Below are 18,565 nucleotides of genomic sequence, written 5' to 3'. Positions count from 1 at the left end.
CGAGTTGAACGTGTCGATCTCCTGCTGCAAGGCGATGCCGTTCGCGGCTCCGAGCCCGTGCCAGATGGTGATCTCGGTGGTGCCGCTGGCGTTCTTCAATGCCGAAGGGCCGTGGGCGCCGCCGGTGTCGGCGGTCGAGGCGCCGCTGGCCAACGACGTACACGCTGCGAGAGCGACGGTCATCGTAGCCGCGGCGGCGATGCTCAGGAGCTTGCGATTCATGGTGGGTTCCTCCGGGATCTGTGGTGGGGGCGGTACGGCAGGAGGTGGTTCGAGCTAGCGGAGAGCGCCTCGGGCGAGTCCGTTGACGAGGAAACGCTGAGCGGCGATCACCAGCGCGATCGTCGGGATGACGACGAGGACGGCGCCGGCGAAGATCACGGACGGTTCGCTGGCCTCGGAAGCGTCCAGCTGGGACACGCCGACCTGGATGGTGCGCACGGCGACGGAGTCGGTGATCAGCAACGGCCAGAAGAAGCCATTCCAGGCGGCGAAGGCAGACCAGATGATCGCGGTGGTCACCTGTGGGCGGCACGCCGGGATGATGATCGTGACGAGGGTCCGGATGTGGCCGGACCCGTCGAGGCGGGCCGCCTCCCAGAGTTCCGTCGGGACCGCTGAGAACGCCTGGCGCAGCAGGAAGATCGGATAGGCCATCGCGAGATAGGGCAGGACAACGCCGATGATCGTGTCGCGCAGGCCGAGACCGCTGACGAACTCGTAGTTCGGGATCACGAGCGCCTCGCCGGGAACGGCGAGGGTCAGCAGCACCAGCGCGAACGCGATGCGCCGGCCGGGCCAGGCCGGGAAGACGAGGGCGTAGGCGGCGAGCGACCCGGTGATGAGGTTGCCGAGCGTCTGGAGCGTGACGACGGCGATGCTCACCAGGTACTCCGGCAGCAGCGGGACAGCGTCGATCGCCTGACGGAAGTTGTCGAGAGTGACCTCGCCAAGACTGGGGATGAGACCGTTTCGGGCGATCGTGCCGCCCTCGGTGAAGGCGCTCAGCACGGACACGTACACCGGCAGGAAGACCAGCCCGGCCGCGGCGAGCACCACGACGAACCGGATGACCGTGCCGACGCTGGGGGTGCGCCGGCCACGCCGGGTGGTGGCGGTCATACGGTCCGCTCCCTTCCGAAGAGCCGGAACTGCAAGGCGGTGATCGCCGCGACGAGGAGGACCAGCACGATCGCGATGACCGAGGCGCGGCCGAAGTCCGGGGTGCCGTTGCCGAAGGCAAGCTGATACAGCCGGTAGACGAAGTTCGTGGTTCCGCCGGAGGGCCCGCCGCTGGTGATGATGTGGATCTGCGCGAAGGTCTGCAAACCGGCGATGGTCTCGGCGACAGTGAGGAAGAGGATGCTGGACTGCATCATCGGGATCAGTATCCGGCCCGCCAGGCGGAACGATCCGCTGCCATCCAGCTGCGCCGCCTCACGGCGGCGGTCAGCATCAGGAACGCGAACCCGGATTCGTACCAGGCAGTGGAGATCGCGATCGCCCACACAGCGGCCACCGGGTCGTTGAGCCAGTTGGGCCCGTCGATGCCGACGGACCCGAGCAGGATGTTCAGCACCCCGACCGCCGGGGAGAAGAACCCGGCGAACACCGCGGACGCGGAGGCGGCGGAGTAGGCGAACGGCAGTGAGAAGATCACGGCGAAGAAACCGCCTCCGGCGAGCCGGCGCCGCAGGAGCAGGGCAGCGACGAGCGCTCCCCCGGTGGCGAGCGCCATGCCAAGCAGGGCGATGACGATCGACACGACCACGGTCTGCGTGAAGCTCGGGTCGGCGATCAGCTGTTCGTAGTTACCGAGGCCCACCCAGCGAGTCGGTTTGCCGACGAGATCGCTTTGGTAGGCGCTCAGTTGCACAGTCCGCAGCAGAGGGCGGAACACGAAGATCGCCAGGAGCGCGAACGCGGGCAGCGCGAGCCACGGACCGCTACCGGCCCCGCGCCACATTCGGCTGCGACGCTGCGTGCGTAGTGCCATCGCTGAGTCCTCCTGCCCGCCTGAGAACGGGAACGTTCCCGGGTCGGTGCCGCCAGTATCGGAGGGATGCGTGAACAGCGAACCGTCCATTGCGAAACCAGACATTGCCAGGAGGTGGCCACTCCGTGACCCTCGTGGCGAAGCCCATCTGCCGAGGCGGATTGTGACCTTCCCCACGGAATAGGTTCCCGTTTCGGTGGCTAACTGGTGGCCTGATCCGCGAGGTTCGTGTCACCTCGCGCGGCACCTGCGGGTATCGGCGAGTTCATGCCGAGTTGACGATGGCGATGGGAGTCAGCGTCAGTGGCCGGACCGTCCACAAGCTCATGCGATTGGCCGGCAGCTACGGGCTCCCGGGACCTACAGCCGCCGGATCATCAGCTGGTCGATCGAAGAAGTGTGAAGACCAGGGTCGAACTCGCTAACGCGATCTTCGAATACATCGAGATCTTCCACAACCGGCGGCGCCGACATTCAGCCCTCGGCTACCGCACACCGATCGAATACGAGAAACTCGAAATCAACAGCATCCCCGCCGCGGCCTAGGTGTGATGTCCAGGGGGGTTGTTTCGGCGATACGGTCGTGAGGAGTTGAGGGGCGAGGGCCTCCGGTTGTGAAGTGGAGCTGTTCAGTTCAACCGCTTCACGATCCAGGAGGCCTTCGTGTCCCACGTTAACGCTGCTCTCACACCGCGCGCTCGTCTGCGCCTTGCCAGGCTCATCGTCGAGGACCATTGGCTGGTCTCCGTCGCAGCGAAGATGTTTATGGTCTCGCCCGTTACCGCGCGGAAATGGGCGGCGAGGTTCCGCGCCGAAGGCACGGGAGGGATGACCGACCGGTCTAGCCGCCCACGATCGATGCCAACGCGGACGCCGTTGCCCGTGCTCAAGCGGATCGTGCGGGCGAGGTGGCGACGACGCCTGGGGCCGGTGCAGATCGCCGGCGAGCTTGGCCTTCCCGCCTCGACCGTCCACGCCGTCCTGGTGTGCTGCCGCATCAACCGGCTCTGCACCATTGATCGGGTCACGGGCGAGCCGATCCGTCGCTACGAGCACGACCACCCTGGATCGCTGATCCATGTCGACGTGACGAAGTTCGGCAACATCCCCGACGGCGGCGGCTGACGATTCGTCGGCCGCGTCCAGGGCGAACGCAACCGGGAAGCGACCGCCACCCGCACGAAGAGCAGGAACCACCGCTACGAGCCACGGTTGGGCACCGTGTTCGTCTACACGATCATCGACGACCACTCCCGCGTCGCCTACGCCGAGATCTGCTCCGACGAGAAGGCGGACACCGCGATCGGTGTCCTGCGGCGTGCTGTCGCCTGGTTCGCCGACCGGGATGTCAGCGTCGAACTCGTCCTCTCGGACAACGGCTCCGCCTACAAGTCCTACGCCTGGCGAGACGCCTGCACAGAGCTCGGGATCAGGGCGAAGAAGACCCGACCATACCGACCACAGACCAACGGGAAGATCGAACGCTTCCACCGCACACTCGCCGACGGCTGGGCCTACGCCCGGTTCTATGGTTCAGAGGCCGAACGACGAGAAGCACTCCCCGGCTGGCCCCACTTCTACAATCATCACCAGCACCACTCCGCCATCAGAGCCCCACCCATTAGCAGAATCGACAACAACCTCCCTGGACATCACACCTAGCCAGCATGGAAGACAACCATGCCGCGCAAGGCTAAGCCTCTCCCGACAGCCGAGCCCAAGCCCGTTCCTCCCATCGGAGTGAAGGTCTCCACCGACATGGAACGCCGCTCCTATGGCATCCGTGCCCGAGCCCGGTGGACTGACCCGATCACCAAGCACCGTGTCACCCGCTCTGAGATCGTCCCGGACGAAGCTGCCGCCCACAACTTCTTCAATCAGCTCCGCAACTCCTCCGTCAAAGGCATGGATACGATGATGACGCTGACAGAGTTCGTCACCGCTATCGGTGAGCGGTGGGCGCGTGGGCTTGACCCGACCTCGACAGGCGAGACCTACGGATTCGGATTGAAGCTGCGCGTCCTACCCGCGCTCGGGCATTTGCCCGTCACCCAGATCACCGCTGACATCATCGACCACACCATTGACGCGTAGGAACAACGCTACGGCGCATCCACAATCAAGAACTCCATCGCCCCGCTCGTGCGCGTCCTCGATGAAGCAGTGCGCGAGGGGCTCCTCACTATTACCCCTGCCAAGAACCGTGCCAAACGAAGCCTGAACCGCAACGCCTTCAGAACCCAGTCCGCCGAGCAGGCTTCCCCCAGGGCGCATGCGATCCCAGATATGAAGACCCTCAACAAGCTCGCGAAGGCGTGCGGGCGGGTCGATCAGTCCTACAGCGACTTCCGCGTGATGCTCACGGCGCTCCTAGCCGCGCGTTCTTCTGAGGTGTCCGGGTTGCAGGTCGGAGACGTGCGTTTTGACGCAAATCTCGTCGTGATTTCGTCGAGCGGAATCACGGCAGATTTTTCCAGGTAAGGGCGGGCTGGTTACCAAGCCGACGAAGAGTCGCAAAGAACGGCGCGTGCCGATCCTCGAACCGCTCCGGCCCGTTCTCGAACGGCTTACCGCAGACAAGGAGCCGGAAGACCAGTTCCTGGTGGGACCGAAGGGCGGAGTGCTCACGACCGCGACCGTCAGGGATGCCACGAACTGGGACGCGATCGTCGCGGGGCTCGGGCTGCCTGATCTGACTCATCACGGGCTCCGGCATACCGGGGCTACTTGGATGGCCGACGCTGGGGTACCCTTGCACGTGCTTCAAGAGATTCTTGGACACGCATCGATGGAGACCACCCGGGGATACATCCACCCCGACGACCGCCACCTTGCCTCAGCCGCAGAACAAGCCAATGCGTTCCTGTCGACCGACGGGCAGCGCAAGCAAACTCGACACGGCAGTCCCTCATCCAAGAGCCTGTGACTCAACCCGAGCGCCGCAGAAAGAGTTCTGGTCCCCTTTTGGTCCCCTTATCCACAGGACGTCCCTTGGAGGACACCTTCCAGCAGCCAAAACCGCTGAAAACTGTCACCCAGACACAAAAAACCCTGGTGAAACTAGAGAGTTTCACCAGGGTTTTTGGTCGGGCTGACAGGATTTGAACCTGCGACCCCTTGACCCCCAGTCAAGTGCGCTACCAAGCTGCGCCACAGCCCGTTGCCACCCCACCCAGGCACACCGCACCAAGCAAGGCAACTCTCCTATCCTAGCGTGCCAGCGAAGCCCACCGTGACCACCCCGGCAGTCGCGGAGCCTCACCGGCACGGCACCCGGTGGCCACCCTCCCGACGAGGGCGCACAGACGGCCGAAGCCCTCTCCCGGCGCGTCCTCGACGATGAGAGCCCGCGCCGCCGAGGGATGCGATCGGGGAGGCATCGGGTCTCTTCCGGATGTTTCTCCGGGTGCTTCCGGGTCAGCCCCGATCAGAGCAGGGACGCTACGCGACGCTTCCGAGCCGCCCCGTTCTCCCGGCGCCGGTGCCGTTCGTTCGCGCCGATCAGGCAGCAGGCGACCACCAGCGCGGCCATCGAACCGAGCGACCAGGACGCCCACGGGGGCGCAGCCTCCCTGGTCAGCCAGTCGACGCCCAGACCGGAGAGCACGAAGGCGGCGACAGCGATCAGGGCTAGCACCGTCGGCAGGAAACCGATCCGGAAAGCGGCGGTGCGCTGCGTCCGCGACGCGATGACGGCGATCGCCATAAGCAGGCCCAGCGTCCCGGCCACGAGCGCGATCGTCCCGACGCCGGGATAGGCAGGAGCGACCGCCTGGACGCCGACGCTCGCCGAAAGGATCGCTACGCACCAGAGCGGGGCGCCCAGAGGCCGCTCCCGCTCGTCCTTCTCGCCGGTGACGTCAGAGCTGTCGAGTGCCATAGGGAAAGCTAATGTCAGACTCCGCATGTGAGAACAGATGTTCCACTAATGTTTCCGCTTCTCCCGCACCCGCATGTTCAGGACGATCGGCGTCCCCTCGAACCCGTACACCTCGCGCAGCCGGCGGATCACGTAGCGACGGTAGCCGGGGTCCAGGAACCCGGTCGTGAACACGACGAATGTCGGCGGGCGGCTCGTCGACTGGGTTCCGAACAGGATGCGGGGCTGCTTGCCGCCGCGCACCGGGTGCGGGTGAGCGGACGTGAGCTCCGCGAGGAACGCATTGAACTTGCCGGTCGGGATGCGGGTTTCCCACGACTCGAGCGCTCGTTCCAGCGCCGGCACGAGCTTTTCGAGATGCCGGCCGGTGCGGGCCGAGATGTTGACGCGGGGGGCCCAGGAGACGTGGGCGAGATCCTGCTCAATCTCACGTTCCAGGTAGCGCCGCCGTTCGTCGTCGAGGAGGTCCCACTTGTTGAAAGCGAGGACGAGCGCACGGCCGGATTCGAGCACCAGGTCGATGATGCGCACGTCCTGCTCGCTGATCGGCTGCGAGACGTCGAGCACCACGACCGCGACCTCTGCCTTCTCCAGCGCGGTGGAGGTGCGCAGCGAGGCGTAGAAGTCGGCGCCCTGCTGGAGGTGGACGCGGCGGCGGATGCCGGCGGTGTCGACGAAGCGCCACACCCTGCCACCCAGCTCCACCTGCTCGTCCACCGGGTCCCGGGTGGTGCCGGCGAGTTCGTTGACGACGACGCGCTCCTCCCCCGCGGCCTTGTTCAGCAGCGAGGACTTGCCGACATTCGGCCGGCCGAGGATCGCGACACGACGGGGACCGCCGACCTCCTGCTTGGCGACGGCGGAGACGTCCGGCAGCGCCTTCAGGATCTTGTCGAGGAGGTCGGCGACGCCGCGGCCGTGCAGAGCGGAGACCGGATGCGGCTCCCCGAGACCGAGCGACCACAGCTCGGTCGCGGAGGGCTCCTGGCGGGCGTCGTCCACTTTGTTGGCGGCGAGGAACACCGGCTTGTCGCTTTTGCGGAGCAAGCGCACGACGTGCTCGTCGGTCGAGGTCGCGCCGACCATGGCGTCCACCACGAACATCACGGCGTCGGCCAGATCGATGGCCACCTCCGCCTGCGCGGCGACGGAGGCGTCGATGCCGCGCGCATCGGGCTCCCAGCCGCCGGTGTCCACGACGGTGAAGCGACGCCCGTTCCACTCGGCCCGATAGGAGACGCGGTCGCGGGTGACACCCGGAGTGTCCTCCACGACAGCCTCGCGGCGACCCAGGATGCGGTTGACGAGTGCCGACTTGCCCACGTTGGGGCGGCCGACGATCGCGAGCACCGGCAGCGCGGGCAGGAAGGCGATCGCGTCGGCGTCCTCGCCGTCGACCTCCAGCAGATCGAGATCGGCGTCGTCCAGCTCGTAGTCGTCCAGGCCGCTACGCAGCGCGACGGCGCGCTGAAGGGCGAGGTCGTCGTCCATTCCCGCCAACCGCTCGACGAGGTCGTCGGCGCCGGTGGGCTCGTTCTCGATGTCAGACATGGGTCTCTTTCTGCACGACCGCGATGACCGCGTCGACGGTCTGATCGAAGTCCAGTTCGGTGGAGTCGACGGTGATGACGCCCTCCGCGGCGTTCATGAAGTCCACGACACGCGAGTCCGCCGCGTCGCGCTTGCGCAAAGCCTCCCCGACGCGGGCGGCGGAATGCCCGGTCAGCTCCGCGGAACGCCTGTTCATTCTAACGGCTTCGTCGGCGGTGAGCAGGATGCGGACCAGGGCGTCCGGGCAGACCACCGTTGTGATGTCCCGGCCTTCGACCACGATCCCGGCCTTCCCGCTGCCGGCGATGATCTCGCGGAACAGCCGTGTGAGGGAGGCGCGCACTTGCGGAACGCGCGCGATCGCACTGACGACAGCGGTGACGCGCGGCTCCCGGATGGCTTCGGTCACATCGCGCTCCCCCACGAACACACGGTAAGTGTCCGGGTCTGTCCCGATCCGGTAGTCGAAATCGGGCAGGGAGTCGATGACAACGGCCGGATCGGCCGGATCGAGACCGCGCTCCACGACGTACCATCCGAGCGCGCGATAGGCGGCGCCGGTGTCCAGATAGGCCCAGCCGAGACGGCCGGCAGCAGCTTTCGAAACGGAGGATTTGCCACTTCCGGCGGGTCCGTCGACAGCCAGCACCACGGGCGGGGTGGCGGGTTCGGTCATCCGGCGATCCTCCAGCCCCGGTCGGTCAGATCGTTCACGGTGCGGTGCAGCGCCTCAGGCAGCACCGCGATCTGAGCGAGGCCGAACGGCGCACCCGGCGAGTGTTCCAGCCGCAGATCCTCCAGGTTCACATCCAGCTCCCCCAGCTCGTGCAGCAGCCGGGCAAGCTCGCCGGGCCGGTCCTCCACCATCACGGTCAGGCTCGCGAACCGCTTGTCTTGCCCGTGCTTGCCCGGCAGGCGGGAGACACCGGCGTTGCCCCCGGCGATCTCCTCGGCGATGATCCGGCGCGAACCGGGTGCGTCCACATCGCCCAGCGCGACGAGGACGCGGTCGAGGTCGTCCCGGTAGGCGCGCAGGATCTCCACGATCGCTGGAGCGTTCGCCCCCAGGATCTGCACCCACAGCTCCGGCTCACTGCCCGCGATGCGCGTCACATCCCGCACACCCTGACCGGCCAGCCCGAGGGCCGCGTCCGTGGAACCGGAGAGCCGCTTCGCCATCAGCGACGAGACGATCTGAGGCGCGTGCGAAACGAGGGCGACAGCGGCGTCGTGCTCGGCGGCCCCCAGCTCGATCGGCGTCGCGCCAAGATCCAGGATGAGCGCTTCCACCAGGCTGACGGCCGCGCGGGGGTTCTCCGGCCGCACCGCGACCACCCAGGGCCGTCCGATGAAGAGGTCCGCCCTGGCCGCGCTGGGTCCGCCCTTCTCGCGTCCGGCGAGTGGATGCGATCCCACGTAACGGCTGAGGTCCGCACCGCCCTGCTCCAGCTCGGCGAGCGGCGCGACTTTGACACTGGCCACATCCGTCACGATCGCACCGGGATGCGCGGCCAGCTCCGCTGCGACGACCCGGGCGACCAGGTCCGGTGGCACCGCCACCACGACCAGCGCGGGCTCGGCTCCGCCGTCGTCCGGCCGCCCCGCGCCGTAATCGGTGGCGAGGCGGAGATGTGCGGTCGAGGCGTCGGCGAGCAGCACATCCACGCCCCGGGCGCGAAGCCCGAGGCCGACGGAGGCGCCGAGCAGCCCCGTCCCGACGACGCGGACGGGTCCGGAGAGGCGGGAGGCGGTTTCGGTCACGGATCAACCTTAGCCAGCGCCGGGGCCACCCCCGGACCTCGCCTGGGACCCGTCTTCGCGGGAGATGGTCAGCAGCGACCCCAGCTCGGCTTTGGTCAGATCGCGCAGGGCCCCGGCCTTCAGCGTCCCGAGGTGCAACGGCCCGAACTGGCGGCGGACCAGCTCCACGACGGGGTGCCCGACCTCGGCCAGCATCCGACGCACGATGCGGTTCCGCCCCGAGTGCAGGGTCACCTCCACCAGGCTGCCGCCGCCCGGGTCCGACTGCAGCAGCTTCGCCCGGTCCGCCGCGATGGGTCCGTCTTCCAGCTCGACCCCGCGGGTGAGCCGGCCGATCGTCTGCGGAGTCACGGCTCCGCGCACGCGAGCGATGTACGTCTTCGTCACGCCGAAGCGGGGATGCGCGAGGACGTGGGCCAGCTCGCCGTCGTTGGTCAGGATGAGCAGGCCCGAGGTCTCCGCGTCCAGCCGGCCGACGTTGAAGAGACGCTCCTCGTAGTCAGCGACGAAGCGGGAGAGGTCGGGGCGGCCCTGCTCGTCGCGCAGAGAGCTGACGACCCCGACCGGCTTGTTGAGCATGACGTAGCGGAGGGTGGTGTCGAGCTGGACCGCGGCGCCGTCCACGGCAACATGGTCGACGACGGGATCGACGCGGCGGCCGAGCTCGGTGACCACCGTGCCGTTGACGGAGACACGCCCCGCAGCGATCAGCTCCTCCGAGACGCGGCGGGAGGCGACGCCCGCGGCGGCCATCACTTTCTGCAAGCGCTCGCCCTGCGGCTCAGCGGACATCGTCGAATCCTTCCGCCCCGTCCGCAAGCAGCGGGGAGATCTTGGGCAGCTCCTCGATCGAGTTGACGCCGAGCTGGGTGAGGAGGAGGTCGGTCGTGCCGTAGTTGATGGCGCCGGTATCGCTGTCCGCGAACAGCTCGGTGATGAGGCCGCGACCGAGAAGAGTCCGGACGACCGAGTCCACATTGACGGCGCGGATGGAGGCGATCGCACCGCGGCTGATCGGCTGCTTGTACGCGATCACCGCGAGGGTCTCCAGGGCCGCCTGCGACAGCCGGGGCGGGTTTTGCTGGAGCACGTACCCCGAGACCACCGCATCGAACTCCGCCCGGACGTACACCCGCCAGCCGCCGCCGACCTCGCGCAGCTCGAAACCGCGGCGCACCCGGGGGCGCCCCTCCGCATCCGGCGAGCCGTCGAAGTCGGCGGCCAGAGCGTCCACCGCCTGCCGCACGCGCTTCACCGGCGCGCCCACGGCGGTCGCGAGCGTGACGAGGCTCATCGGCTCATCGGCGACCATCAGAATGGCCTCCAGCGCCCGCTCGATCCGCTCGTCCTCCACCGCCACCGGCTGCACTTCGGTCTCGGTCCCGTCAACCGTCATAGTCCGCTCCCAGATTCGTCAGGCTCTCCTCCGACCAGTGCTCCGCCGTCCAGCGCAGCGTCAGCTCGCCGAGCGGCTCCAGTTGCTCGAAGGCGATGGCCGCGTGCCGGTACAGTTCGAGCACCGCGAGGAAGCGCGCGATCACCACACCCTTCTGCTCGCTCCCGGCCACCAGCTGCCGGAACGACATCGGTTCGCCGCGGCGCAGCATCCCGACGACGAGGGCCGCCTGCTCACGGATGCTGACGAGCGGCGCATGCAGGTGGACGAGGCCGACAGCCGGGATCTCGCGCGGCGTCATCGCCACCGTCGCGAGGGCCGCGAAATCCTCCAGGCTCAGCGTCCACACCAGCTCCGGCGTGCGCTGCCGGTACTTGCCCTCGAGGCGGACCGTCCGCGCGTGGCGGGTCGACTCGGCCTCCAACCGCCCGGAGAACCACTCCGACGCTTCCTTGAACGCCCGATACTGCAGCAGCCGTGCGAACAGCAGGTCCCGCGCTTCCAGCAGCGCGACATCCTCGGCATCGACCAGCTCGCCCTGCGGCAGGAGCCCCGCGACCTTCAGGTCGAGCAGGGTCGCGGCGACGAGCAGGAACTCGCTCGCCTCATCCAGGCTCTCGTCGGCGTCGAGCTCACGGAGGTAGGCGATGAACTCGTCGGTCACCGTGCTCAGGGAGATCTCGGTGATGTCCAGCTCGTGCTTGGCGATCAGCGAGAGCAGGAGGTCGAACGGCCCCTCGAAAGCGCCGACGGCGACGCGAAAGCCCGCGGACTCCGCCTCGGCGAGCGAACCGTCGCCGCGCTGGCCCCCGTCAGGCGACAGCGCCACGGAAGATCAGCTCGCGGGCGAGTTGGCGATACGACTCCGCAGCGGCGTGCTCCGGCGCGAACTGCGTGATCGGGCTCGCCGCGACCGAAGCGTCCGGGAACTTGACCGTGCGCGAGATGACCGTCTCGAGCACCCGGTCGCCGAAGGCGTCCGCCACGCGCTCGAGCACCTCGCGCGAGTGCAGCGTGCGCGAGTCGTACATGGTGGCCAGGATGCCGTCCAGCCCGATCGCCGGGTTCAGCCGCTCGCGCACCTTGTCGATCGTCTCGATCAGCAGCGCGACGCCGCGCAGCGCGAAGTACTCGCACTCCAGCGGGATGAGCACGCCGTGGCTCGCGGTCAGCGCGTTGACGGTGAGGATGCCGAGGGAGGGCTGGCAGTCGATCAGGACGACGTCGTAGTCCTCGCTGACCTTCCGCAGCACACTCGCCAGAATCTGCTCGCGCGCGACCTCGTTGACGAGATGGACCTCCGCCGCCGACAGGTCGATGTTCGCCGGGACGATGTCGAGGCCGGGCACGCTCGTGGCCTGGACCGCCTCGCGGACATCGGCGTTCCGGTTCAGGAGCAGATCGTAGATCGTGGTGACGTCGTGCGTCTTCGCCCTGAGCCCGGCCGACAGCGCCCCCTGCGGGTCGAAATCCACCGCGAGCACCCTGCGCCCGTACTCGGCCAGCGCCGCCCCGAGATTGATGCTGGTCGTCGTCTTGCCGACGCCGCCCTTCTGGTTGCACAGCGCGACGATCTTGGCAGGACCGTGCTGCTTCAGCGTGCCCGGGGCCGGGAAAGAGCGCAACGGCCGGCCGGTGGGCCCGAGAGGAGCCGTGAGGGCGGGGTCGTCCATCCCCGGCAGCTCGGTCCTGGCCTCGTCGTTGCGCGTCACCTGGATGTTCCCCGTCCCTGCCTCGTGCGGCCCTCGTCCGGCCTGTTCAAGGGGACAGTCTAGCCGAGCCCACCCCCGACCGCGGGGTGAGGACGGCGGCGGGTTGTGGGGCGGAGGGTGTGCGGCGTTCCGCCCGGCAGCGGAGCGTCTACCGCGCCCGCGGGTGCGCCGACACGTACACGTCCCGCAGCGTGTCCGCCGTCACCAGCGTGTAGAGCTGCGTCGTCGCGACCGACGAGTGGCCGAGCAGTTCCTGCACCACCCGTACGTCCGCGCCACCGGCGAGGAGGTGGGTGGCGAACGAGTGCCGCAGGATGTGCGGCGACACCTCGACGGTCAGATCGGCGCGGTCGGCAGCGGCTCGGATGATGAGCCAGACGTTCTGGCGGGAGAGACGGGCGCCGCGCATCCCGAGGAAGAGCGCGGGAGTGGCCCGGCCACGGGTGGAGAGGGTGGGGCGGGCGCGGACGAGGTAGGCGGAGACGGCGGCCCTGGCGTAGCTGCCGAGCGGGACGATGCGCTGTTTGGCGCCCTTGCCGGTGAGTCGGACGACATCGGTGTCGATCACGTCGTCCACGTTGAGCCCGACCGCTTCGCTCACGCGGGCGCCCGTCGCGTACATCAGTTCCAGGAGGGCCTTGTCGCGGAGGTCGGCGAGGTCGTCGCCGTCCGTCGCCGCCAGCAGGGCGGCAACCTGGTCGACGCCGATCGCCTTCGGCAGGCGGCTCGGAAGTTTGGGCGGGCGGATGTCGTGAGCGGCATCCACCGTCACGCGGCCCTCCTCGAGGAGGAAACGGTGGAAGCTGCGGACGGTCGACAGCATCCGGGCGAGGGAGGACGCGGTGAGGGGCGATTCGCCGCGCGTCGCGAGGTGCTGGAGGTACGCAGAGACCGTCGCGGGGGTGACCGCGGCCGTCTGCGTCACCTGCTCCACGGCCAGCCACCCCGCGTACACCGCGAGATCGCGGCGGTAGGCCGCGACGGTGTTGGCCGATAGCCCGCGCTCGATCGCCACATGCCTGAGGTAGGCATCGACGTCGGCCGGGACTGTCATCTCCGGTCCGGCTCGGCCCGTCGCAGCTTCGGGTGGCTCGGCCAGGGGGCGTCGGCCGCGCCAAGCGCGCTCCACCCGGCGGTGCGGGCGGCCTGGGCGGCCAGAACGGCGACGGTCAACGGCGCGTTGTGAACGCGGCGCTCCAGCACGGCGGCCACGGCCTCCTCGAGCGGCGCCCAGCGCACCGTGATGTCCGCTTCCTCGTCCTCGCGCGCGAACGCCTCCGCGGTCGCCCGGACGCCGCGGGCGAGGTAGATGCGGATCGCCTCGTCGTTGCCGCCGGGACTCGAGAAGATGTCGGCGAGGACATTCCACTCGTCCGCCTCGAGGTCGGCTTCCTCGGCGAGCTCGCGCTTGGCGGCGTCGAGCGGGTCCTCGCCGGCGATGTCGAGCAGCCCGGCCGGGATCTCCCACTCAAGGTGCCGGACAGGATGCCGGTACTGCCGGATGAGCAGCACCCGCTCCTCCTCATCCAGCGCCAGTACGGCCACGGCGCCGGTGTGGTCGACGTACTCGCGGGCGATCTCCTCCCCGTTGTAGCGGAAGACATCGCGCCGCACATCCCAGACCGCGCCGCGGAAAACCGGCTCACTGGCAACGATCTCGGGGTCGACGGTCTCGTCGCGGAGGGGCTCGGTCATCAGGCGTCCGCGGCGACGTCGAACAGCAGGCTCGCCTTCTGGCGGTCGAGCGCCGCGCCGATGAGGCCGGCGAAGAGCGGGTGCGCCCGGTTCGGCCGCGACCGCAGCTCGGGATGCGCCTGCGTGCCCACGTAGAACGGATGCACGTCGCGCGGCAGCTCCACACACTCAACGAGGTGGCCATCGGGCGAAGTGCCGGAGAACCAAAGGCCCGCGTCGGCGATCTGGGCGCGGTAGGCTTTGTTCACCTCGTATCGGTGGCGGTGGCGCTCGCTCACCTCGGCCGCGCCGTACAGCTCGGCGACGATCGAGCCCCCGGCCAGCGCCGCCGGATAGAGACCGAGGCGCATCGTGCCGCCCAGATCGCCGCCGGCGATGATGTCCACCTGCTCTGCCATTGTCGCGATGACCGGGAACGCGGTGTCCGGGTCGAACTCGGACGACGACGCGCCGGCGAGCCCGGCCTCGTTCCGCGCGTACTCGATCACCATGCACTGGAGGCCAAGGCACAGGCCGAGGGCCGGGATGCCGTTCTCGCGTGCGAACCTCAGCGCGCCGAGTTTGCCCTCAATTCCGCGCACGCCGAATCCCCCCGGGACGCAGATCCCGTCCACATCGCTCAGCTGTGCGGCAGCGCCATCGGCGGTCTGACACTCGTCGGAGGCGATCCATTTGAGCGCGACCTTGGCATCGTGGGCGAAACCGCCCGAACACAGCGCCTCGGTGACGGACAGGTAGGCATCCGGGAGGTCGATGTACTTGCCCACCAGGCCGATCGTCACCGTGTGCTTCGGATCGTGTACGGCCTCCAGCAGCCGCGACCAGCCCGCCCAGTCCACATCGGCCGCCTGGGTGAGCCCCAGCTGGTCGATGATGTAGGCGTCCAGCCCCTGATCGTGGAGCATGCTCGGGATGTCGTAGATGCTCGGCACATCCACCGCGTTCACCACGGCCGCCTCGTCCACATCGCACATGAGCGCGATCTTGCGCTTGTTCGGCTCCGACACGGGACGGTCGCTGCGCAGCACGAGCGCGTCCGGCTGGATGCCGATCGAGCGCAGGGCCGCGACGGAGTGCTGCGTCGGCTTGGTCTTCTGCTCGCCCGAGGCGTTCATGAACGGAACCAGCGAGACATGCACGAAGAAGCAGTTCTTGCGGCCGAGTTCGTGGCGCACCTGGCGGGCCGACTCGATGAAGGGCTGCGACTCGATATCGCCGACCGTGCCGCCGATCTCGGTGATGATGACATCGGGCGCGGGATCGCCGTCGGGTCCGGGCTGCGCCTGCAAGCGCATCCGGCGCTTGATCTCGTCGGTGATGTGCGGGATGACCTGCACCGTGTCGCCCAGGTACTCGCCGCGACGCTCCTTGGCGATCACATTGGAGTAGATCTGCCCCGTGGTGACGTTCGCCGACTGGCCGAGGTTGATGTCCAGAAAGCGCTCGTAGTGCCCGATGTCGAGGTCGGTCTCGGCACCATCGTCGGTCACGAACACCTCGCCGTGCTGGAACGGGTTCATCGTCCCCGGGTCCACATTGAGGTAGGGGTCGAGTTTCTGCATGACGACGCGCAGACCCCGTGCGGTCAGCAGATTGCCGAGGGAAGCGGCCGTGAGACCCTTCCCCAGCGAAGAGACGACACCACCGGTGACAAAGATGTGTTTGGTCGTGCCGCCGAGCTGTGCTCGCTTGATTGACAAGCCCGCGTCTGAGTTATCCACCACGGGCTTGCAGCTTATCACCCCCGAGGGCTCTCCTCCCCCCGAACGGCCGCCCGCCGCCGGACGGTGTCGACCCACGCCCGGGACATGTCACGGGTCGACACCGTCCAACGGCGCGGATGTGGAGGGGGATGAGGGAGCAGGGGTGTTCCACTGCTCCCACGGAATCACACCCTCATCCCCGGGAGGACCTTCCCCCGGTCCCGCTCCGCCTGATCCTCCTCGTTCAACTCCCAGAAGTCCCCGGGAGAGCACCGCGCCAACGCGCCAACGTTGTCGGAAGCGTTCGTATCGAAATCAGCACGGAGCACCGGACCGCCCGACCCATACACAACCGGACCCCCTTGATCCGAAATCCGCACCTGCATCCCCAACGACTCCCAATACGCCGCAACCCGCTCAGCGTCCCCGGCATGATCCGTCCCCCGCGGGGCCCAGTGGTCGTAACTGTAGCTTGCCCCCAGCACACCCCCACCAAGCCCACACTCATCCGCTGCCGCCACACCGTTGCGTGGCCACCACCCGGTGACCTCAAGTTGTTTCGTGGTCCCGATGACGAACTCCACCACCGCGTCCCGACCCTCCCGCGGCGTCAACGCCTTCTCCGCTGCTTTCGACGTCATACTCGTCCTCGTTCCTTTCCCTGCCGGCCCGCTCCCCGAACAGCCGACCACTCCCGCGCCGAGAGCGACCACCGCGAACACGACCGCACAGACCCGAACACCAGCCCTAGCCAACAAAAGCACCCCTTCTCATTCCCTCTTGCAAACCCTTCTGAACATTCGTCGGCCCCAAAGGCGCATACGGTGTCATCGACCCGGTCTCCCCGGAAACCGCCCGGGCCGTGTTCGCCAACGACTCCGTCTGCCGGTCGAGATACCCCTCCTCAGCACCGTCATCGCTCATCAACGGACTGTGAATTTCGGTCACGATCCGCCCGGCATCGCCGCCGGTCTCGACACCGAAGGTCTTCGCACCGAATTCGGGGGCCATCGGGTTCACCCGGTGGTCACGACTGCTGTCTCGACCCACCCACGCCCACTGATCCCCGCTCTCCCGCTCCCCGGGAAACTTATCCCGCGCATGACCCGAATACACCGCCCCCGCGTTCAGATCCCCCACCGACCGAACACTGTCCGGCAACCCCGCCGACCCCAACGTCACAAACGTGTCCACCCGCACCCCGGGCTGGGAGAGCGCGACAGTGGCAGTGGTCGTACCGTAAGAGTGAGCGACCACCGACAACCGTGGCAGGGAGGCGGCGCGCACGGCGGACAGACCCCCCAGCGCCGACACCAGCTTGTTACCCCCCCGACCGCCCGGTTGACGTTCAGCACCCCGAAGTCCGGATCCCCGACACTCGGCGACGGCGGGGTCTCGTAGCCGATCCAGGCGACCACCGCACTGCCCTCGGGAAGAAGCGCGCGCAGGTTCTGTGCCGCTTTCGCCCACCCCGTCATCCCCCGGGTCGTGGTCCCCATCCCCGGAACGGCGTAACTCACCGTCGTGGCCGTATCCAGATCCCCGACCGCGACCGCCGCCAACGGCGGACGATCACCCGTCAACACAATCAGAGAACGAGACGCCCATGTCGCTGTCCTTTGCAGGGCGGTGCGGATGTTCTTCAGCGCTTTCAACTGCTCCTCGCTGTCTCGGAGGGTTTGTTTCATCGCCAGCACCCCAGGCAACAGCGGCCCGTTCACGACCGAGCTATCCCCAACACGGGCCTTCAACCCGGCGATCTGCTTCTCCAACCCCGCGATCGCAGCAACCAACGCACGCCGATTCGCCTCATCCCTCGCCCCATACGGGATCCCCTCGAGGTTCCCGAACAGGACAGGGAATGCGGCCAGCAACAACTCCTGACGCGCCGAGAAACCACCAGCACCCACCGCACCCAACCCCAGACCGTGCCACCAGGTGTTGACCGCCACCGGGTCCATAGACAGCAACCGGGCCTGCAGACCCGGAGACGCCGCCAACAACACCCGCAACTCCACCACGGTCAACGACGCGAACGCACCCAGCAAACCGTCATCGCTGAGCGGACGCACCACCGTCGCAACAAGATCCAGAGCACGATCCGAAACCGTGCCACCAACGGCAGCATCGAACGCCGCAGCAACCCGCTCAACCCACACCGCATCAGCACGGCTCTCCGCCAAAAGCCGCTCAAACCCATACAAAAACGTCGCCGACTCCACCGGAACCCACGAACACGACGCCACAAACGCCGACCACGCATCCCGCAACACCGCCAACCGCCGCTCCATAACAAGAGTGCTCGCACGAGTCTGCGACACAAACACCCGCAACCGGTCCGGAACCGCCGAACTCCTCCCCAAGGACCCCCCACCCGAAGTGCGCTCCCGCTCCCGCGGTGAGAAGGCAGCCGAGACCACCGGCGGTCGCACCACCACCTCCGACGGCCGGGGATCGAAGAACCCATCAATACCAGCACCGACCACACCCACCACGTCCGCAGTCACACGACGACGCTCACGCACCGCCTCCCGCTCACGCCACCCCGCCAGATCTCTCCGCCGCTTCTCCTCCTCCCGCGCCCTAAGCACCGCAACCTCGACCTGCTCAGCCAGGCCATACAACACACCAGCAAGCCTGCCCCGATCCGCCGCCTCGATGAAGGAGCACGGCAGCCGCAGCAAACAGACCCGCGTAACGACCCGAGAAATCATGCGCGGCCGTCTCCACAGCCCCCCGACGAAGAACCCCTCACCACGAAGCTCCTCATCCAGCCCACGACACACACGAACCAACACCAACGCCACGGCCTCATCAAACCAAACCACCAGCCGAACCCCCCTCAACACCCCCGAACGGCAAACACACTAC

Annotated in this window: 21 protein-coding genes, 1 tRNA gene and 2 pseudogenes; 6 read left to right on the top strand and 18 right to left on the bottom strand. The window is 67.9% G+C overall.

Annotated features, from left to right (window positions below):
- Window positions 1-276: 276 nt before the first annotated feature.
- From LXX_RS02845 to LXX_RS02840, 3 genes are read right to left on the bottom strand one after another with little or no spacing between them, the layout of a single operon-like run.
- Window positions 277-1,122 carry a carbohydrate ABC transporter permease gene (locus LXX_RS02845; protein ID WP_011185544.1) on the bottom strand — a complete coding sequence of 282 codons (846 nt, stop codon included), beginning with the start codon at window positions 1,120-1,122 and terminating at the stop codon, window positions 277-279.
- Window positions 1,119-1,379 (bottom strand): sugar ABC transporter permease, encoded by a 261-nt coding sequence (locus LXX_RS12525; protein WP_050737819.1) that lies wholly within the window; start codon window positions 1,377-1,379, stop codon window positions 1,119-1,121. The genes LXX_RS02845 and LXX_RS12525 overlap by 4 nt, the downstream gene beginning before the upstream one ends.
- Window positions 1,380-1,384: 5 nt before the next feature.
- Window positions 1,385-1,996 (bottom strand): carbohydrate ABC transporter permease, encoded by a 612-nt coding sequence (locus tag LXX_RS02840; protein WP_155806769.1) that lies wholly within the window; start codon window positions 1,994-1,996, stop codon window positions 1,385-1,387.
- Between the two features lie 212 nt (window positions 1,997-2,208).
- Here LXX_RS02840 and LXX_RS15280 point away from each other — a divergent pair, with 212 nt between their 5' ends.
- The 6 genes and pseudogenes from LXX_RS15280 (at window position 2,209) to LXX_RS15265 (ending at window position 4,922) form a co-directional block, all read left to right on the top strand.
- Window positions 2,209-2,421: an IS3 family transposase gene (locus tag LXX_RS15280; protein ID WP_083219765.1), complete on the top strand. Its 213-nt coding sequence runs from the start codon at window positions 2,209-2,211 to the stop codon at window positions 2,419-2,421.
- Window positions 2,396-2,542 (top strand): annotated as a pseudogene (locus LXX_RS14795) (IS3 family transposase); the annotation flags it as partial. The gene LXX_RS15280 and the pseudogene LXX_RS14795, both read left to right, overlap by 26 nt.
- A 117-nt stretch (window positions 2,543-2,659) precedes the next feature.
- Window positions 2,660-3,658 (top strand): annotated as a pseudogene (locus tag LXX_RS02830) (IS481-like element ISLxx4 family transposase).
- 18 nt (window positions 3,659-3,676) lie between these two features.
- Window positions 3,677-4,090, top strand: coding sequence for a hypothetical protein (locus tag LXX_RS15275; protein ID WP_223227701.1), 414 nt, complete (start codon window positions 3,677-3,679; stop codon window positions 4,088-4,090).
- Between the two features lie 48 nt (window positions 4,091-4,138).
- Window positions 4,139-4,477 (top strand): phage-related integrase, encoded by a 339-nt coding sequence (locus LXX_RS15270; protein WP_011185542.1) that lies wholly within the window; start codon window positions 4,139-4,141, stop codon window positions 4,475-4,477.
- A 46-nt stretch (window positions 4,478-4,523) separates the two neighbouring features.
- Window positions 4,524-4,922 carry a tyrosine-type recombinase/integrase gene (locus tag LXX_RS15265; protein ID WP_256030759.1) on the top strand — a complete coding sequence of 133 codons (399 nt, stop codon included), beginning with the start codon at window positions 4,524-4,526 and terminating at the stop codon, window positions 4,920-4,922.
- A 157-nt stretch (window positions 4,923-5,079) separates the two neighbouring features.
- Here the strand turns inward: LXX_RS15265 and LXX_RS02820 are convergent.
- The 15 genes from LXX_RS02820 to LXX_RS16115 form a co-directional block, all read right to left on the bottom strand.
- A tRNA-Pro gene (locus LXX_RS02820) sits at window positions 5,080-5,156 on the bottom strand.
- Window positions 5,157-5,423: 267 nt separating this feature from the next.
- Window positions 5,424-5,876, bottom strand: a complete 453-nt coding sequence (locus tag LXX_RS02815; protein ID WP_041767158.1) for a hypothetical protein — start codon at window positions 5,874-5,876, stop codon at window positions 5,424-5,426.
- Between the two features lie 45 nt (window positions 5,877-5,921).
- Window positions 5,922-7,427 carry a ribosome biogenesis GTPase Der gene (gene der / locus LXX_RS02810; RefSeq protein ID WP_041767156.1) on the bottom strand — a complete coding sequence of 502 codons (1,506 nt, stop codon included), beginning with the start codon at window positions 7,425-7,427 and terminating at the stop codon, window positions 5,922-5,924.
- Window positions 7,420-8,103 (bottom strand): (d)CMP kinase, encoded by a 684-nt coding sequence (cmk, locus tag LXX_RS02805; RefSeq protein WP_011185538.1) that lies wholly within the window; start codon window positions 8,101-8,103, stop codon window positions 7,420-7,422. The genes der and cmk overlap by 8 nt, the downstream gene beginning before the upstream one ends.
- Window positions 8,100-9,188: a prephenate dehydrogenase gene (locus LXX_RS02800; RefSeq protein WP_011185537.1), complete on the bottom strand. Its 1,089-nt coding sequence runs from the start codon at window positions 9,186-9,188 to the stop codon at window positions 8,100-8,102. The genes cmk and LXX_RS02800 overlap by 4 nt, the downstream gene beginning before the upstream one ends.
- Window positions 9,189-9,197: 9 nt before the next feature.
- On the bottom strand, window positions 9,198-9,980 hold the full coding sequence (locus tag LXX_RS02795; RefSeq protein ID WP_011185536.1) for a pseudouridine synthase: 783 nt from the start codon (window positions 9,978-9,980) through the stop codon (window positions 9,198-9,200).
- Window positions 9,970-10,584, bottom strand: a complete 615-nt coding sequence (locus LXX_RS02790) for an SMC-Scp complex subunit ScpB (RefSeq protein WP_011185535.1) — start codon at window positions 10,582-10,584, stop codon at window positions 9,970-9,972. The genes LXX_RS02795 and LXX_RS02790 overlap by 11 nt, the downstream gene beginning before the upstream one ends.
- Window positions 10,574-11,413, bottom strand: coding sequence for a segregation and condensation protein A (locus LXX_RS02785; RefSeq protein WP_011185534.1), 840 nt, complete (start codon window positions 11,411-11,413; stop codon window positions 10,574-10,576). The genes LXX_RS02790 and LXX_RS02785 overlap by 11 nt, the downstream gene beginning before the upstream one ends.
- Window positions 11,397-12,257, bottom strand: coding sequence for a ParA family protein (locus LXX_RS02780; protein WP_370558468.1), 861 nt, complete (start codon window positions 12,255-12,257; stop codon window positions 11,397-11,399). Before LXX_RS02780 ends, LXX_RS02785 begins: the two co-directional genes overlap by 17 nt.
- A 187-nt stretch (window positions 12,258-12,444) precedes the next feature.
- Window positions 12,445-13,350, bottom strand: coding sequence for a site-specific tyrosine recombinase XerD (xerD, locus tag LXX_RS02775; RefSeq protein WP_011185532.1), 906 nt, complete (start codon window positions 13,348-13,350; stop codon window positions 12,445-12,447).
- Window positions 13,347-13,991 (bottom strand): NUDIX domain-containing protein, encoded by a 645-nt coding sequence (locus LXX_RS02770; RefSeq protein WP_011185531.1) that lies wholly within the window; start codon window positions 13,989-13,991, stop codon window positions 13,347-13,349. The genes xerD and LXX_RS02770 overlap by 4 nt, the downstream gene beginning before the upstream one ends.
- Window positions 13,991-15,691 (bottom strand): CTP synthase, encoded by a 1,701-nt coding sequence (locus tag LXX_RS02765; RefSeq protein ID WP_223227700.1) that lies wholly within the window; start codon window positions 15,689-15,691, stop codon window positions 13,991-13,993. Before LXX_RS02765 ends, LXX_RS02770 begins: the two co-directional genes overlap by 1 nt.
- Window positions 15,692-15,879: 188 nt before the next feature.
- Window positions 15,880-16,335 (bottom strand): hypothetical protein, encoded by a 456-nt coding sequence (locus LXX_RS02760; protein ID WP_041767147.1) that lies wholly within the window; start codon window positions 16,333-16,335, stop codon window positions 15,880-15,882.
- A gap of 106 nt (window positions 16,336-16,441) precedes the next feature.
- On the bottom strand, window positions 16,442-16,981 hold the full coding sequence (locus LXX_RS16530; RefSeq protein WP_370558452.1) for an alpha/beta hydrolase: 540 nt from the start codon (window positions 16,979-16,981) through the stop codon (window positions 16,442-16,444).
- Entirely contained in the window at window positions 16,873-18,408 is a 1,536-nt protein-coding gene (locus LXX_RS16115; protein WP_141692839.1) for an alpha/beta hydrolase, read from the bottom strand. Before LXX_RS16115 ends, LXX_RS16530 begins: the two co-directional genes overlap by 109 nt.
- Window positions 18,409-18,565 lie beyond the last annotated feature (157 nt).

This window comes from Leifsonia xyli subsp. xyli str. CTCB07, from assembly GCF_000007665.1.
Classification (GTDB): domain Bacteria; phylum Actinomycetota; class Actinomycetes; order Actinomycetales; family Microbacteriaceae; genus Leifsonia; species Leifsonia xyli_C.
The sequence above is the reverse complement of the archived record's forward strand: the minus strand, read 5'-3'. Positions and strand labels throughout refer to the sequence as shown.